12 protein-coding genes and 1 pseudogene are annotated in these 14,730 nt (G+C 74.7%); 1 reads left to right on the top strand and 12 read right to left on the bottom strand.

Going from position 1 to position 14,730, the window contains the following annotated elements; genetic code table 11:
* Positions 1 to 3: 3 nt before the first annotated feature.
* From ACTWQH_RS31575 to ACTWQH_RS31595, 5 genes are read right to left on the bottom strand one after another with little or no spacing between them, the layout of a single operon-like run.
* Positions 4 to 1,344 carry an ABC transporter substrate-binding protein gene (locus ACTWQH_RS31575; RefSeq protein ID WP_443290245.1) on the bottom strand — a complete coding sequence of 447 codons (1,341 nt, stop codon included), beginning with the start codon at positions 1,342 to 1,344 and terminating at the stop codon, positions 4 to 6.
* Positions 1,341 to 2,504 (bottom strand): hypothetical protein, encoded by a 1,164-nt coding sequence (locus tag ACTWQH_RS31580; RefSeq protein WP_443290246.1) that lies wholly within the window; start codon positions 2,502 to 2,504, stop codon positions 1,341 to 1,343. The genes ACTWQH_RS31575 and ACTWQH_RS31580 overlap by 4 nt, the downstream gene beginning before the upstream one ends.
* Positions 2,501 to 3,994 (bottom strand): VWA domain-containing protein, encoded by a 1,494-nt coding sequence (locus ACTWQH_RS31585; protein ID WP_443290247.1) that lies wholly within the window; start codon positions 3,992 to 3,994, stop codon positions 2,501 to 2,503. The genes ACTWQH_RS31580 and ACTWQH_RS31585 overlap by 4 nt, the downstream gene beginning before the upstream one ends.
* 50 nt (positions 3,995 to 4,044) lie before the next feature.
* Complete coding sequence (locus tag ACTWQH_RS31590; protein ID WP_443290248.1) at positions 4,045 to 6,435, bottom strand: tetratricopeptide repeat protein; 2,391 nt, start codon at positions 6,433 to 6,435, stop codon at positions 4,045 to 4,047.
* Positions 6,432 to 8,141: a trypsin-like peptidase domain-containing protein gene (locus tag ACTWQH_RS31595; RefSeq protein WP_443290249.1), complete on the bottom strand. Its 1,710-nt coding sequence runs from the start codon at positions 8,139 to 8,141 to the stop codon at positions 6,432 to 6,434. Before ACTWQH_RS31595 ends, ACTWQH_RS31590 begins: the two co-directional genes overlap by 4 nt.
* A 63-nt stretch (positions 8,142 to 8,204) precedes the next feature.
* Between ACTWQH_RS31595 and ACTWQH_RS31600 the strand changes: the two genes are divergently transcribed.
* Positions 8,205 to 8,498, top strand: a complete 294-nt coding sequence (locus tag ACTWQH_RS31600) for a trypco2 family protein (protein WP_443290250.1) — start codon at positions 8,205 to 8,207, stop codon at positions 8,496 to 8,498.
* 96 nt (positions 8,499 to 8,594) lie between these two features.
* Here ACTWQH_RS31600 and ACTWQH_RS31605 read toward each other — a convergent pair whose 3' ends face one another.
* From ACTWQH_RS31605 to ACTWQH_RS31635, 7 genes and pseudogenes are all read right to left on the bottom strand, one after another.
* On the bottom strand, positions 8,595 to 9,596 hold the full coding sequence (locus ACTWQH_RS31605; protein WP_443290251.1) for a sugar phosphate isomerase/epimerase family protein: 1,002 nt from the start codon (positions 9,594 to 9,596) through the stop codon (positions 8,595 to 8,597).
* A gap of 12 nt (positions 9,597 to 9,608) precedes the next feature.
* Positions 9,609 to 11,000: a nucleotide pyrophosphatase/phosphodiesterase family protein gene (locus ACTWQH_RS31610; RefSeq protein WP_443290252.1), complete on the bottom strand. Its 1,392-nt coding sequence runs from the start codon at positions 10,998 to 11,000 to the stop codon at positions 9,609 to 9,611.
* Positions 10,997 to 12,178 carry a metabolite traffic protein EboE gene (gene eboE / locus ACTWQH_RS31615; protein ID WP_443290253.1) on the bottom strand — a complete coding sequence of 394 codons (1,182 nt, stop codon included), beginning with the start codon at positions 12,176 to 12,178 and terminating at the stop codon, positions 10,997 to 10,999. The genes ACTWQH_RS31610 and eboE overlap by 4 nt, the downstream gene beginning before the upstream one ends.
* Positions 12,179 to 12,187: 9 nt before the next feature.
* Positions 12,188 to 13,054, bottom strand: a complete 867-nt coding sequence (locus ACTWQH_RS31620; RefSeq protein WP_443290254.1) for a TatD family hydrolase — start codon at positions 13,052 to 13,054, stop codon at positions 12,188 to 12,190.
* Between the two features lie 4 nt (positions 13,055 to 13,058).
* Positions 13,059 to 13,643: an EboA domain-containing protein gene (locus tag ACTWQH_RS31625; RefSeq protein WP_443290255.1), complete on the bottom strand. Its 585-nt coding sequence runs from the start codon at positions 13,641 to 13,643 to the stop codon at positions 13,059 to 13,061.
* A complete protein-coding gene (locus tag ACTWQH_RS31630; RefSeq protein ID WP_443290256.1) occupies positions 13,640 to 14,515 on the bottom strand; it encodes a sugar phosphate isomerase/epimerase family protein in 876 nt (291 codons plus the stop codon). Before ACTWQH_RS31630 ends, ACTWQH_RS31625 begins: the two co-directional genes overlap by 4 nt.
* Positions 14,512 to 14,730, bottom strand: a pseudogene (locus ACTWQH_RS31635) (SCO3242 family prenyltransferase); the annotation flags it as partial. The pseudogene ACTWQH_RS31635 and the gene ACTWQH_RS31630, both read right to left, overlap by 4 nt.

The following is a 14,730-nucleotide window of genomic DNA, read 5'->3' on the forward strand; positions in this document are numbered from 1 at the left end:
CCCTCAGCCGGCGGAACCGCAGACCGAGCCGAGCCAGGGGGTCTCCTCACTCTTCAGCTGCCCGCGTATCTCCTCCAGCTGCTTCAGCAATGCGTCCAGGTCAGGCTGGGTGGGGTCCTCCCCGGGCGGGGCGAGGAAGCTGATCACGGCCTGGTGGAAGGCGTCGCGCATGGTCGGCGGCATCGCGTCGGAGGCGTCCAGGCACCGCGGCTCCTCGCGGAGGAGGGTGTTGTTGAGCCGCCGGGTGACCGTGTCGCCGACCGGGTCGGCGGCCACGTGGCCGTGGGCGGACAGCGGCGGCGCCGCCTCGTCGGGTGCCTCCTCGGCCCACGCCCGCTGCGCCCCGGGCGATGCCAGGAACTGGATCAGCTCCGCGGCTTCCGGGCTCTTGCGGAACATCGCCGCGAAGTCGCCCGAGACCTCCCACGCCGTGGTGTGGTCCCAGGCGTGCGGGACGTGCGGGAGGAGTCGGGCAGAGTGCAGGAAACCCGGCTCCGGGGGGGCGCCGGAGCCCGCCACCCGGGCGTACTCGCCCCGGCTGACCGAGCCCATGTGGTTCAGCGCGCACCCCGGGGGCTGCTGGAAGAGCTGGCCGGCGGCCTCGTTCCAGTCGGTGGTCAGGGCCTCGTCCGCCCGGTCGGAGCCGGCCCCGGTGAGGAGTTCGCGCCAGCTCTCCCACGCCTGCCGCATCTGCGGCGAGGTCCAGCTGTCCGGCCTGCCGGTCGCCCACGCCTCGTAGACCTCGGGGCCCGACTGCTGGAGCAGCAGGTCCTCCACCCAGTCGGTGCCGGTCCAGCCCGAGGTGGCGCCCGAGCCCAGACCGGCGCACCAGTTGTCGTCGTCGCCCGTCAGCCCGGGGAGGTCGGTGGCGCCGTATCGCTGCGTGTCGTACCAGATCATGCTCTTGAGCTCGGCCCTGACCGGGACCCACCAGCGCCGCCCCGCCAGCTCGGGAATCCACGGCTCGCCGTACGCCTCGAGCACCCCGGGATCCTGGAGGTTCTCGTCCAGCGCGAACAGCTCGCCGCGCTCCCGGTGTTCGACGAGCTCGCCGAGGCTGGAGAGGATGGCGACGTCCGGCGGCGATCCCGACTGGACCTGGGCGAGCAGCACCTCGTGCACGGCCCTGGTGCCCTGGTAGTCGACCTCGATGCCGGTCTCGTCCTCGAACTCCTCCAGCACCTTCCGGAACGCCCTCTCCTCGCCGTCCGTCCAGTTGGCGAGCACGGTGACGGTGTCGCCCCGGGCGTCGGGGGGCACGCTCCACAGCGCCTCGGTCAGCACGGCCAGGGCGAGCAGCATCCCCGCGAGACTCGCGATGGCCCGCCATCCCGCCGTGTTCACCGGGTCCACCTCCCCTGATACCGGTATTCGAGGATGCGTGGCAGCATCCCCCACAGCACCAGGCCGCCGACCGCCGGCCCGGCGAGCCAGCTCCACGCGGTGGGGACGACCCACCAGTCGGGCAAGCGCAGCCTCGCGTTGACCTCCCGCGAGGTGCGGGGAACGGACGGCGCGTCGTCGCTGACCTCGGTGACCTCGATGGTCTCCGTCAGCTGCCCCTGGGACCGGCTCATGTCACGCACGGTCCACGCGGTCAACCCGCCGAGCAGCAGGAGGCTGGCCACGAGGACCCCGCAGGCGGCGAGCAGGGGCGGGTTGCGGCGGCGGCGGAAGCGTCGCCGCAGCGCGGACTGGGTGCTCAGCAGGAGCGCGGTGAGCGCGGCGCACAGCAGCGCCCCTGCCAGCCACGCCGACCAGACGAGCCACCAGGGCGGCACCTGGGCGGCCAGCCACAGCGCCAGTGGTGCGAGCGCGATCGCGAACGCCCTGACGACGCGGCGCCGCGGCCGGCCGCGGCGGCGGAGGCGTGCCCACAGGGAGGGCAGGGACGCCGGGTTCGCGCGCGGGAGCGCCGCGAGCGCGACGCACAGGCCCACGAGCAGGGCCGCCAGGCCCAGCGCCGACCAGACGAGCCACGTGGGCGATGCCTGCCGGGCGAGCTCCTCCTTCTGGAGTTCCTGAATCTCCCTGGTGAGCAGGTTTTCTATGCCGTCCAGCGTGTCCTGGGCGTAGAAGAGGTAGGCATCGCGCAGCGCGGAAGCGTTCCGTGACCGGTCGGCCTGCTCGATCCATCCGCTGTAGGCGACGATGAGCCCGGCGACGGTCTGGAGCTGGCGCAGCCCGGACTCCCCCGCCACGCCCGCCTCGGCCGCCCGCGACAGGCTCTGGTTGGCCACCGCGATCTGGGTGCGATAGGTGCCGCCCGTGCCCACCAGCTCGAAGTTCGAGGACTCCAGCGTGGTGGTCGCCACGCCGTGGGCCGCGAACAGCGCCTTTCTGGCGGCGGTCACCTCAAGGATGGCGGGCGAGATCTGGGTGCGCAGCGGCTCGACGTGACGGTGCACACCGCCATAGGCGGCCAGGAGCGTGGCCGCGGTCGTCGCGGTCAGGGCCAGCAGCGCCACCGTGCGGCGGACCAGCCAACGGCGTGTGGTGCTCATGCCGCGAACTCCCTGCGGCACCCATAGCAGTATCGGGCGTCCGACGGCGACAGTTCCTCGCACACCGGGCAGGTGCGCAGCGAGCCCGTGGCGGCCGTGTCCGCTCCGGTGGCCGGTCCGGTGCCGGGTTCGGTGTGGGGCGTGGTGTGGCGGCGCCGCAGCCAGATGCGGTCCAGGAGGCGCGGATCGAAGTCCTCCTTCAGCCTCGGCCCGTCCTTCCCCGGAGGGTCGAGGTCCATGAAGCCCGCCAGCATGTCCAGCATCCCCTCGTCGCCGAGCCCCTGGGCGAGCTCGGTGGCCCGGCGAAAGGCGGCCTCGGCAGCGGCTGGCTCCCCGCCCTCGTAGGCGTCGCAGCCCTTCGCGACGGCTTCTCCCAGCCGCATGTAGAGGCTGCGGTGCAGGCTGGCGCGGCTGACGTGCTCGGTGGACGGGCGCCGGCCGGGCAGCCAGCGCACGACGAGGGGCACCGCCTCGGGGGCGGGACCCATGCCCGGTGGGGTGATCACCTCGGCCATGGCCAGCCGCAGGTCCTCCCCGTGGGCCTGACCCGTGGGGTCGGCGTCCAGGCACAGGTGGTACTCGCGCAGCTCGTCGCCGGCCCACGCCTGCGTGGGGAACTCCACGACGCGCAGCCCCTTGTCCACCGGCCTGCCGTCGCCCGTGAGGTCGCGCTCCCTGGGGTAGGTCTGCTTCAGGTAGCGAAGGCGGGTGCCGGGCAGCGTGAGGGTGATGCGGATCGGAAGGGTGGCGATGCTCCGCGCCATGGACGCGCGCATCGTCTCCTCGAACTTCGCGGCCAGGTCGGCCTCGTCGACCACGATGTCCGCGCTGCCGTGCAGCCGGTCCGCGATCATCATGAGCTCCCGCCGGTCGTAGTCGTGGCCGATTCCCCAGGCGTCGCAGGTGAACAGCCCTTCGCAGGCGTCGAGTTCGGCCGGCAGCTGCTCGGGGTGGTGCTCGTTCCTGCCGTCGGTGAGGAGCATGGCGTGCCGGATCTCGGCGGGGCAGTCCGCGAGCAGGCGGCGGACCTGGGCGAGCCAGGTGCCGATGGCGGTGCCGCCCTCGGCGTAGAGGCGGCGGATGCGGTCCGTGGCGCGGGCGACGGTGTCGGGGTCGGCCCTGACCAGCCCCTCGTCCCGGGGGTGGACCATGGTCGGGCGGTGGGTGCCCTGGACGACGGCGAACCGGGTGCCGTGGCGCAGGGTGACGACCGCGCGGGTGGCCGCCTCCCGGGCCGCCTCGATCTTCGAACTCGGCTCGCGCATGGAGTCGGAGCAGTCGATGACGATCACCTCGGCCGCGTCCGGCGCCGCCTCCGGTGCGCCGGGGTCGAGCCGCAGGCCCTGGGTGCGGACCTCCAGATGCGAGTGGATCCCCTCCGACGCCGCGCCGACGATCTTCTCCCTGGCCTGCGACACCTGCAGGACGACGCCGGCACCGCCGCCCGAGGCGCCGTGCCACTCCTTCGCGGGCCGGCCCTTCTCCGGCATGGTCCGCCTCTCCCTTCTCTCCTTCGCGTCCTCGACGCGTCCTCGGCGTGTCAGCGGGGGCTCTCGGGGCGTATCTCGTAGGCCCGGTCGATCAGGTCGTTGTGCTCCTCGGCGCTCCCCGCCCGCACCGCCAGCTGCCGGAGGGCGTCCTCCTGAAGCTCCCGCAGGCGCTTCTCGGTAGGCGGATCGCCGAACAGCTCCCCGCGGCCCAGGCTCTCGGGCGGCCAGACGTGCCCCTCCCGCTCGGCCCAGCACAGCGCGGACTCCCGGATCTCCGCCGCCAGCAGCAGGAGTTCGTCGCCCTCCGGCGGCCAGCCGTCCCGCGGCGCCGCGTCCCGGTCCCGGTCGATCCGGCGCCGGAGGAGCTCGAAGTGCCCGGCGTCGGGAGGATGGCCCGGCAGCCACGCGGCCTGAACGCGGGCGGCGGCGATGCGCGCGGCCCGGTGGTGCGGCGAACGATGCCGGGAGACGCCGTCCAGCACCGTGAGCGCGTCGTCCCGCCTGCCCTCGGCAAGACGAAGCCGGGCCAGGCCGAAGGCGGCGCTGCCGTCGGCGTTGTCCCGCCGCCACACCGCCTCGTACAGGCGCCGGGCCCGCTCCAGGTCGGCCGAGCGGGCCGCCTGGTCCGTTCCATGGTGGTAGTCGCGCTCGACGCAGTAGGCCAGCGCGAGCTTCGCAGCGGGCTCGCCGGGCAGGGCGCGGCGGACGGCCTCGAACCAGGGTCGCGCGTGGGAGAGCACCGGACCGGCGGTCAGCAGCTCACGCAGGGCGGCCGGGTCCTCGGTCGGGTCGCCCACCGGCTCCGCGGGGGCGTCGCCGGTTCCGGTCAGCGACAGCACGCCGCAGGCCCAGGCGACGCGCCAGTCGTGCCGGGCGTCGTCCTCGCCGAGCCGGTGGCACGCCTCGCGCAGACTGGCCCTGGCGTCGTCGAAGCCGCCGTGGACCAGGAGGTCGTGGCAGGTCCGCAGCTCCGTGGCGGCGGCCTCGTCGTCCGGGTGAGGGACGGGGAAGGGCAGGCGCCTGGCGACCCACTCGGGGGCCGGCGGGCGCAGGTCGAGCTCCGGCCCCTCCGGTCCCGGCCGCAGCAGCCGGTACCGCGCGGGTTGGAGCGCGCCCAGACCCCCGCCCGGCCTGCCGCCCCTGCCGGCTCCCCGCCACCCCCCGTCGAGCAGGGCGGTGAGGGGGGAGAAGAGGAGGGACTGGCCTGTGTGCTGCCGGCCCTTGGCGAGGGCGCGGATCTCGCGCAGAACGCCGCGCAGCTGCCGTGCCATGCCCGCGGCGGTGGTGAAGCGCGCCGCGAGGTGGTCGGAGGTGGCCCGCGCGATCACGGCGCCAAAGGACTCCTGGGCGGGCTGCGGTGCGGGCTCAGCGCTGTTCGCCAGCTCGGCGAGGGTGCGGGCCACGGTGAACAGGTCGGTCAGCACGCAGAACCCGAGGCCGGGATGGCGGCGCAGTTCCTCGTCCGGCAGGTAGTGGGGTTTGCGGACGCCAGGCGAGTCGTCGTCCCTGATCCCGCGCATGCCGCCCAGGTCGATGATCTTGAGCTGGCGCCCGGCGTGCATCACGTTGTCCGGTGACATGTCGCAGTAGAGCAGCTTGCGGCCGTGAAGGTAGCTCAGGGCGTCGAGGATCCGGCAGCCGTAGACGACGACGTGCTCCAGCTGGAGCGGGCCGCCGAGCCACTCCCGCTGCCGGGCGGGGTCGAGCAGGTCGCCCAGGGTGCGCCCGGCCACGTACTCCATCACGATGTACTCGGTGCCGCCCCACCGGACGCTGTTGTAGATGCCGACGATGTCGGGGTGGTGATCCAGCTCGGTGAGGAAACGGCGTTCGGCCCTGGCCATCTTCAGCTGGGTCGAGTCCTGAGGGTCGATCACGCTCTTGAGGACCACGTCACGGCCGAGTTCCAGGTCCCCGGCCAGGTAGATCCAGCCCTGGCCGCCCAGGGCGCGGCAGCCGACCACCTCGTACTGGCCGCCGATCCGGTCTCCGGGGCGCAGCTTCAGCTCGAAGGAGAACGGGGTGGAGCAGTAGGGGCAGAAGCCCTTCGGGCGAGCGGGCCGGCCGCCGAATCCGATGCCGACGGTCTTCTTGCAGACGCGGCACGGGCGGCCCCCCGTGGGCGGACGGGGGTCCTTCACGATCAGCTCGGTCAGCTGCGGCGCGGAGATCTCCGGGAGGGTCAGCTCGTCGTCCCAGGAGCCCTCCGCCGCGGTTGGGGGGGAAGGCGGGTGGGGCGTCCGGGGCGGCCGGCTCGGCGGCACCTCGCGTTCCGGCGCCGGGGGGACGGCGGGCGGGCCAGGCGCAGGTTCGGGGGCGCCGCGGGCCCGGCCTTCGGGGCCTTCGGGCAGCGGGCGGCGGTGGCAGTGGTCGCAGAAGTCCCAGCGGTCGATGATCCCGCCGCCCTGGCCGGGGCAGTCGGGGCGCAGGCAGTACCTCATCGCCCCGGTCCCCTCCCGCCGCCCGCACGGTGGTTCAGCGCCTCCTGGTAGGCGCGCACCGCCTCCTCGGCCTCCTCCACATCGCACGGCGCGCGCCACAGCAGGTCGTGCGCCGCGATGTAGAGGTCCGACAGCTCCGGGTCCCGCTCGGGCTCGGTCAGCTCCCGCGCCCTGGCCCGCTGCGCCTCCAGGCGGCCACGTAACACGTCGCGGCGGGCGCGGCGCTCGGTGAGGAGGTCGACCGCCCGGTCGATGCGAACGCGCGCCGCGGCGTTGGTCTCGGAGAGCTCGGCCAGCACGTCGTCCCGGCGGGCCGCGCCGGCGCGGCGCAGCGCGTCCAGGCGGGCCCGGACGCCGTAGACGAGGGAGAGCTCGCTGCTCGCCCGCTTGATGCGCTCGGCGCCGTCGGGATCGCGCCCGGGGGTGACCAGGACGCGCAGGTCGGAGAGGTCGTATCCCCGGCCGATGGTCCGCTCCAGCTGCCGGGCGAGGCCCCCCAGCCGGGCGCGGAAGCGGGCGGTGGCCACGGCGTCGGCGCGGGCGGCTTCGCCGGCGGCGTGGAAGACGAGCAGCAGGCGGCTGTCCTGCTCGGCGAGGAGGTTCAGCAACGCCGCGATCCCCTGGGGGTCGCGGGCCCGGTCCACGCCGTTGAGCACGATGGTGAGCCGCAACGGCCCCGCGCGCCGCAGCCGTTCGGCGAACGGCCGGTCGCGGTGAGGGCCCGCCGCGCCCAGGATGCGCTCGGTGGCCTGCTCCGCGGTGTCGCGGGTGACGTCGATGGCGACGTCGAGGGAGCCGACCGGCGGCACGGTCCGGGCGGGGGAGCCCGCCACGAGCCGGTCGCGCTTCTCGGCGGAGAGCTCCCGGTGCGCGAGGGTGACGGCCCGGCTCAGGGTGCCCGCCCTGGCCTCGTCGGCGGGGCCGACCAGCACGGCCTGGATGGCGGGAACGTGGTCGTCGCCCCGGAGCCACTCGGCCAGCTCGGCGGCGAACGACGCGTCTTCGGCCCGCGGCACGGCCTCGGACACCATGCCCCGGGAAACGGTGCCCCGGCCGCGCACGGACGTGCGGACCCGGTCCAGGTGGCCAAGATGCCTCAGCACCGTGCCGGTCGGGATCATGAGGGAGTACCGGACGGGATCCCTGCCGTGGAGCCTGCCGACCACGATGCCGATGACGTGCCCGGTGTGAAGGTCGATCACCCCCGCTCCGCTGAAGCCCTCCCACACCACCTCGCCCGGCGTCACGGGGGCGATCGCCACCCGGCCCTCGCCGCCGCTGCGCCCGAGCACCCGCCCTTGCAACGGGAGCCCGGCGTCGACCTCCTCCGGGAAGCCGTGCATCAGCACGGGACGGCCCGGAATCGGGGGCTGCCGGTGCAGGGGCGTGACGCACCCGGCGGGCAGGGGCCGCTCCGGCAGCAGCAGGGCCAGGTCACCGACGGCGCCCGAGAGCCGGTTGTCGGTGTCCTCCACCCAGCCTCCCTCGGCCACGGTGGCGGGGATGCCCTCGGCGCCGTCCACGCCGACGAGATCGACCTGGACCCGGCGTTCGGGACTGCCCAGCACGTGGGCGCAGGTCAGCACCATGTCCGTGTCGAGCAGCACGCCGGCGCCCAGCACCCGGCCGTCGGCAGAGCGGATGCGCAGCAGCCAACTCTGCGGCTGTTCAAGCGCGTTGGGAATATTGTCGGCTCCGTCCCCCATGTCGCGCAGCATACCGGCGCGCCCCGGCATGCCCTAGGGTCCTGCGCATGGGAGGGCAGCGACATGGAGGGTGAGGACTTCGTCGGCCTGGCGGAGGTGATTCGCCAGGTGCGGCAGGAGCTGACGCAGGCGCGGGAGGACGGCGAGGGGACGCCGCTGCGGTTCGCGGTGCAGCAGGTCAGCCTGGAGTTCGCCGTTCAGCTCCACCGGACCGGCGACGGCCGCGCGGGCCTGCGCATCGGCGTGCTGACCGCCGAGGTGGGCGGCGGCGCCGCCCGGGACACCACCCACCGCATTCAGGTGGAGCTCCGGCCCGAGGACGAGGACGGTGGCATGTGGCGGGCAGGGCGCCGATGAATTCGCCCGAAAGGGTACAGCTCGAAGGGGCGAAGCGAGCCGCCCCCCGGGCGGACGGGGCCGGGGGGCGGGGACCGAGAGCCGTCGGGACGCCGGCTACTGGGTGAAGGCCGCGTCGAACGCCGCCTCCGGGGCGTCGAAGAGGTTGTCGCGGACGAAGCGGACGGCCTCGGCGGCGCCGCGCAGGCGGTCCATGCCCGCGTCCTCCCACTCCACCGAGACGGGGCCGTCGTAGCCGATGGCGTTCAGGACACGGAAGCACTCCTCCCACGGCACGTCGCCGCGGCCGGTGGAGACGAAGTCCCAGCCGCGGCGGGCGTCGGCCCAGGCCAGGTGGGAGCCGAGGCGGCCGTGGCGGCCGCCGCCGGTGCGCAGCTTGGTGTCCTTGCAGTCCACGTGGTAGATCCGCTCGCGGAAGTCCCACAGGAAGGCGGCGGGGTCGATGTCCTGCCACACCATGTGGCTGGGGTCCCAGTTGAGGCCGAAGGCGGGGCGGTGGCCGATGGCTTCGAGCGTGCGGACGGTGGTCCAGTAGTCGTAGGCGATCTCCGAGGGGTGCACCTCGTGCGCGAAGCGGACGCCCTCGGCGTCGAAGACGTCGAGGATGGGGTTCCAGCGGTCGGCGAAGTCCTGGTACCCGGCGTCGATCACGCCCTGCGAGACGGGCGGGAACATCGCCACGTACTTCCAGATCGCCGAGCCGGTGAAGCCGATGACGGTGTTGACGCCGAGGCGCGCGGCGGCGCGGGCGGTGGCCTTCATCTCCTCGGCCGCCCGCCGGCGTACGCCCTCGGGCTCGCCGTCGCCCCACACCCGCTCGTTCAGGATGGCCTGGTGGCGGTGGTCGATGGGGTCGTCGCAGACGGCCTGGCCGGCGAGGTGGTTGGAGATGGCGAAGAGCTTCAGGCCGTGCTTCTCCAGGATGTCGTGACGGGAGCGGAGGTACGCGTCGTCCTCGGCGGCGCGGACCACGTCCAGATGGTCGCCCCAGCAGGCGAGCTCCAGGCCGTCGTATCCCCATTCGGCGGCCAGCCGGGCCAGCTCGTCCAGCGGCATGTCGGCCCACTGGCCGGTGAAGAGGGTGATGGGTCGGCTCATCGTTGAGGCTCCTTAGCGTTGAACGTCGATATTCAGTCGGGCGAGATCGAGCATGAGGTCGCGGACGTCGGTGGCGGCGAGGCCGTCCCGGGCGCTCGCCCGGTCGGAGCACAGCGCCACCGGGCCGTCCTCCGGGTCGTCGGGCAGCCGGCCGTGGGTGCCGCGCACCCAGCGCCCGTCGAGCGGCACCACGTTCATGGCGTAGCGAAGGCCGAGCTTCTTACGGGCGAGGCCGAGGCCGGCGCGCAGCTTGGCGCCGCGCGGGTCGGCGGGGTCGAGGAACAGCTCGGCGGGGTCGTAGCCGGGCTTGCGGTGGATCTCCACTCCCCGCGCGAAGTCGGGGGCGCGGCCGTCGTCGAGCCAGTAGTAGTAGGTGAACCAGGCGCCGGGAGAGGCGACGAGGACCAGCTCGCCGGAGCGCTCGTGGTCCAGGCCGTGCTCGCGCTGGGCCTCGCGGTCCAGGACCAGGTCGACGCCGGGCAGCTCGGCGGCCAGCTTGGCCACGGCCGGGACGTCGGCGGGGTCGGCCACGTAGACGTGGGCCACCTGGTGGTCGGCGACGGCGAAGGCCCGCGAGGTCCACGGGTCGAGGTACTCCATGCCGTGCTGGGTGTAGACCTCCAGCAGCCCGGCGCTGCGCAGCGCCCGGTTGAGGTGGACGGGGCGGGACGCGGGCGTGATGCCGTACTCGCTCAGCACCAGCACGGTCACGTCGCGCTCGCGGGCGTCGGCCAGCAGCGGCGCGAGGGCGGCGTCCACCTGGCGGGCGGCGATCGCGGCCTGCGGGCTGTCGGGGCCGAAGCGCTGAAGGTCGTAGTCCAGGTGCGGGACGTAGGCGAGGGTCAGGTCGGCGCGGGGCATGAGGCGGCGGGTGGCGGCGACGATCCACTCGCTGGAGCGGATCGAGGCGGTCGGGCCCCAGTACTGGAAGAGGGGGAAGGGGCCGAGGGTGGCGGTCAGCTCGTCGTGGAGGGCGGGCGGCCGGGCGTAGCAGTCGGGGGACTTGCGGCCGTCGGCGTGGTAGACGGGCCGCGGGGTCACCGTGTAGTCGGTGGTGGCGCCCATGGCGTACCACCAGCAGACGTTGGCGACGCGGTAGCCGGGGCGGGCGCGGCGGGCGGTCTCCCACACCTTCTCGCCCGCCACGAGGCGGTTGTGCTGCCGCCACAGGAAGACCTCGCCGAGCTCGCGGAAGTACCAGCCGTTGCCGACGATGCCGTGGTCGCGGGGGGTGGCGCCGGTGAGGAAGGTGGACTGGACGGGGCAGGTGACGGCGGGCAGCACGGTCTTCAGCGGCGCCTGCCAGCCGTCGGCGGCCAGCGCCCGCAGGTGCGGCATGTGCGCCATCAGACGGGGGGTGAGGCCGACGACGTCGAGGACGAGGAGTTTCTTGGTGTCCGTCATGTCAGCTCCTTCAGGCCGGTGGCGGTCAGGTGGTCGGCGACCCAGCGCAGCTCCGCGGCCAGGCCGTCGGCCAGGCCCGCCTCGTCGGCGGGGCGGCGTTCCTCCGGCAGCACCGACCAGGTGTAGGTCTCGGCCTCTACGTGGTCGGTGAGCGGGTGGTCGCCGCCGAACAGCGCGCGGAGGGTGGCGGCGAGCTGCTCCTGGGTGGCGGCCAGGGGCGGGGCGGGCCGCTCGTGGAGGGGCACGTGGAAGTGGATCCGCCACGGCCCGTCGCCGGGCAGGGCGTCCGGGCCGGTCAACGCCTCGGGCAGGTCGTCGCGGCCCGCCACGCCCCCGTTCAGCTCCCGCACCTGGTGGAGGAAGCGGTCCTCGGCGTACGCCGCGAGCGCGGCGCGGGCGGCGGGGTCGGCCGGGTCGGCGAGGTGGAGCGCGGCCGAGGCCTGCGTCTTGACGACCGGCAGCCCGGCCTCGGCGAGGAGGCGCAGCGCGGGCGCGGGCTCCTCGAAGCCGACGGCGAGGTGGCAGGCGTCCAGGCAGACGCCGACGCGTTCCGTGTCGAGTCCCGCCAGGTGCTCGGCGGCGTCGGCGATGGTCTCCACGGTGCAGCCGGGCTCGGGTTCGAGGCCGACGCGGATGGTGCGGCCGGTCGTCTCCTCGACGGCGGCCAGCCCGTCGGCGAGGCGGGCGAGCTGCGCGCGGGCGCGGCGCTGGCGTTCGGCGCCCCAGCCCTCGCGCCAGCCCAGCGGCAGGCTGGAGACGCTGCCGCGCCGGGCGTCGTCGGGCAGCAGCCGGGCCAGCACGCGGGCGCAGTCGAGGGTGTACGCCAGGCGGGCGGGCTCGGTCCAGTCGGGGCGGTAGACGGCCTTCTTCACGCGCGGGGCGTGGAAGCCCTGGTAGGGGAAGGCGTTGAGGGTGACGACCTCCAGGCCCAGGTCGTCGAGGGTGGCCTTCAGGCGGGCCAGTTCGACGCCGCCGGGCCCCTCGCGGCCGGCGAGGCGGGCGGCGACGGGCGCGGGCAGCCACAGCCCGAGGCCGAGGCGGGCGACGCCGAGGCGGGCGCGGACCCCGGCGCCGAAGGAGCGGAGCTGGGCGAGGAGCGCCTCGACGTCCTGGGTGGGGTGGACGTTGGTGCAGTAGGCGAGGTGGACGAGGCTGCCGTCGGGGTGCGTGAAGCGCATGGCGTGGCCTCACCGCTCCCCGCGCAGCACGGAGTTGCCCTCGAAGGTCGCGCCCCCGGCGCCGGGCCCGTCGGCGGGCAGCTCGTCGAGGAGGAGGCGGCCGCTCTGGCCGTAGAACTCCACCGGGTTGTCCCACAGCACGTGCTCGACGTCGCTCTCCCGGAAGCCGTGGGCCAGCATGGCCTGGCCGGTGCTGACGGTCTTCAGCGGGTCGCTGCGGCCCCAGTCGGCGGCCGAGTTGACGATCATCCGGTCCGGGCCGTACTCGGCGAGGATGCGGACCATGCGCCGCTCGTCCATCTTCGTGTCGGGGTAGATGGAGAAGCCCATCCAGCAGCCGGAGTCGGCGACCATGCCGACGGTGGTCTCGTTGAGGTGGTCGATGAGGACCAGCTCGGGGGGCAGGCCGCTGGCGGCGACGAGCTCCAGGCTGCGGCGGGTGCCGGCGGCCTTGTCGCGGTGCGGGGTGTGGACGAGGACGGGCAGCTCGTGCTCGCGGGCGAGCTGGAGCTGGTGGGCGAACGCCTTCTCCTCCTCGCTCGTCATGGCGTCGAAGCCGACCTCGCCGACGGCCACCACGCCGTCCTTGGCGAGGTAGCGCGGCAGCACGTCGAGCACGCCGGCGCAGCGCGGGTCGTTGGCCTCCTTGGGGTTGAGCGCGATGGTGCAGTGGTGGCGTATGCCGAACTGGGCGGCGCGGAAGCGCTCCCAGCCCAGCAGCCCGTCGAAGTAGTCCACGAAGGATCCGGTGCTGGTGCGGGGCTGGCCCAGCCAGAACGACGGCTCGGTCACGGCACGGATCCCGGCGGCGTACATGCGCTCGTAGTCGTCGGTGGTGCGGGAGGTCATGTGGATATGGGGGTCGAAGACGCGCATCGGTTCAGTCCTTCAGCAGTCTGCGGACGTCCGGCGGCACGGGCCGGCCGGCGGCGAGGCGTTCGTCGCGGAAGCCGGCCGCCATGCGGGCGAGTTCGGGGTCGGTGGCGGCGCGCTCGGCCAGGCCGGCGACGGCGTCGAGCGGCACGTCGGTGAAGAGGCACTTGAGAACGCCGTGACGCCAGGCGGGCGCGTCCAGGTGCCGGGCGGCGTACGGGCCGAGGGCGGCGGCGATCAGCCGCGGGTCGTTGGTGCGCAGGGCGTCGGCGACAAGGGGGACGGCGGCGTCGGCGGGGTCGAGCGTCAGGTCGGGCAGGGCGCGCAGCACGGCGCGCTTCTCGTCGGCGTCGCCGTAGCGGTAGAGCGCGGCGAGCTCGTCGGTGTCGGGGGCGGCGGCGCGCAGCAGGGCCACGCGGGCGGCGTCCTCCAGGCGGGGGGTGAGCAGGCCGTCGGGGTCGGCGGGGTCGGCGGGGCCGCGCGCGACGCGGCGGGCGACGGCGGGGAAGAGGACGCCGATGCGGGAGGGGTCGGCGCGGACCTCGTCGGCGAGGCGGGCCAGGCGTTCGCGGGCGGCGGCGTCGAGGGTCACGATGCCTCCCCCGGTTGCCCCGGCTTTTCGAGTGCGGCGTGGAGCGCGGCGAGGGAGCGGCGGGCGACCTCGGGCGCGGCGTGGCTGTGGCGGGGCAGCTCGACGGCGGCGAGCCCGGTGTAGCCGGCCTCGACGAGCGCGCCGAGGGCGGCGGGCAGGTCCACCTCGCCCTCGCCGAACTCCAGGTGCTCGTGAACGCCGGGCAGCATGTCGTCCAGCTGCACGTTGGCCAGGAGCGGCCCGGCGGCGCGGACGGTCTCGGGGATGGTGGCGGGCTCGTTGCAGACGCAGTGGCCGATGTCGAGGGTGAGGCGCAGCGACTCGGGCTCGCCGAGGCGGCGGCGCAGCTCCAGCGCGGCGGCGACGGTGTCGACGAACATGCCGGGCTCGGGCTCGAACGCGCAGATCACGCCGCGGCGCTCGGCCTCCTCCAGCACGGCGGTGACGCCGGGGAGCAGGCGCCGCCAGCCGTCGGCGGCGGTGGTGCCCTGCGGCGGGGTGCCGGACCAGAAGGACACGGCCTCGGCGCCCATGTCGGCGGCGATGCGCACGGCCCGCTGGAGGAGGTCGACGCGGCGGGCGCGGCCGTCGGCGGAGGCGGAGACGAGGTTCGGCTGGTGCTTGCGCCAGGGGTCGAGGGCGTAGCGGGCGCCGGTCTCGATGACGACGGCGAGGCCGAGCTGGTCGAGGCGGCGGTGGATGGCGGCGACGCGGGCGGCGAGTTCGGGGGCGGGGGCGAACGGGTCGAGGTGGGGGTGGTCGACGGTGAGGGCGACGCCGTCGTAGCCGAGGCCGGCGATGACGGTGAGGGCGTCGTCGAGGCGGTGGCTTGCGAAGCCGTTGGTGCCGTAGCCGAAGCGGAGGCTTGTCACGTGGGGGACACCACCTTCGAGGCGAGTCGGGCCAGAGGGCCGGCGGCGAGCAGGGCGCCGGCGAGGGCGGGGGCGCGGCCGGTGCGGGCGATCAGGGCGGCCTGGAGGGGAATGAGGCCGCGGATCCCCGTGCCGGTGGCGTGGCGGACGGTGCCGGGGTCCGCCGGGTCGCGGGCGGCGGCGAGTTGCGCGCGGCCGACGGCGGCGGCGTAGGT

It is taken from the genome of Streptomyces sp. 6N223 (assembly GCF_052246635.1).
Lineage (GTDB): Bacteria > Actinomycetota > Actinomycetes > Streptomycetales > Streptomycetaceae > Streptomyces.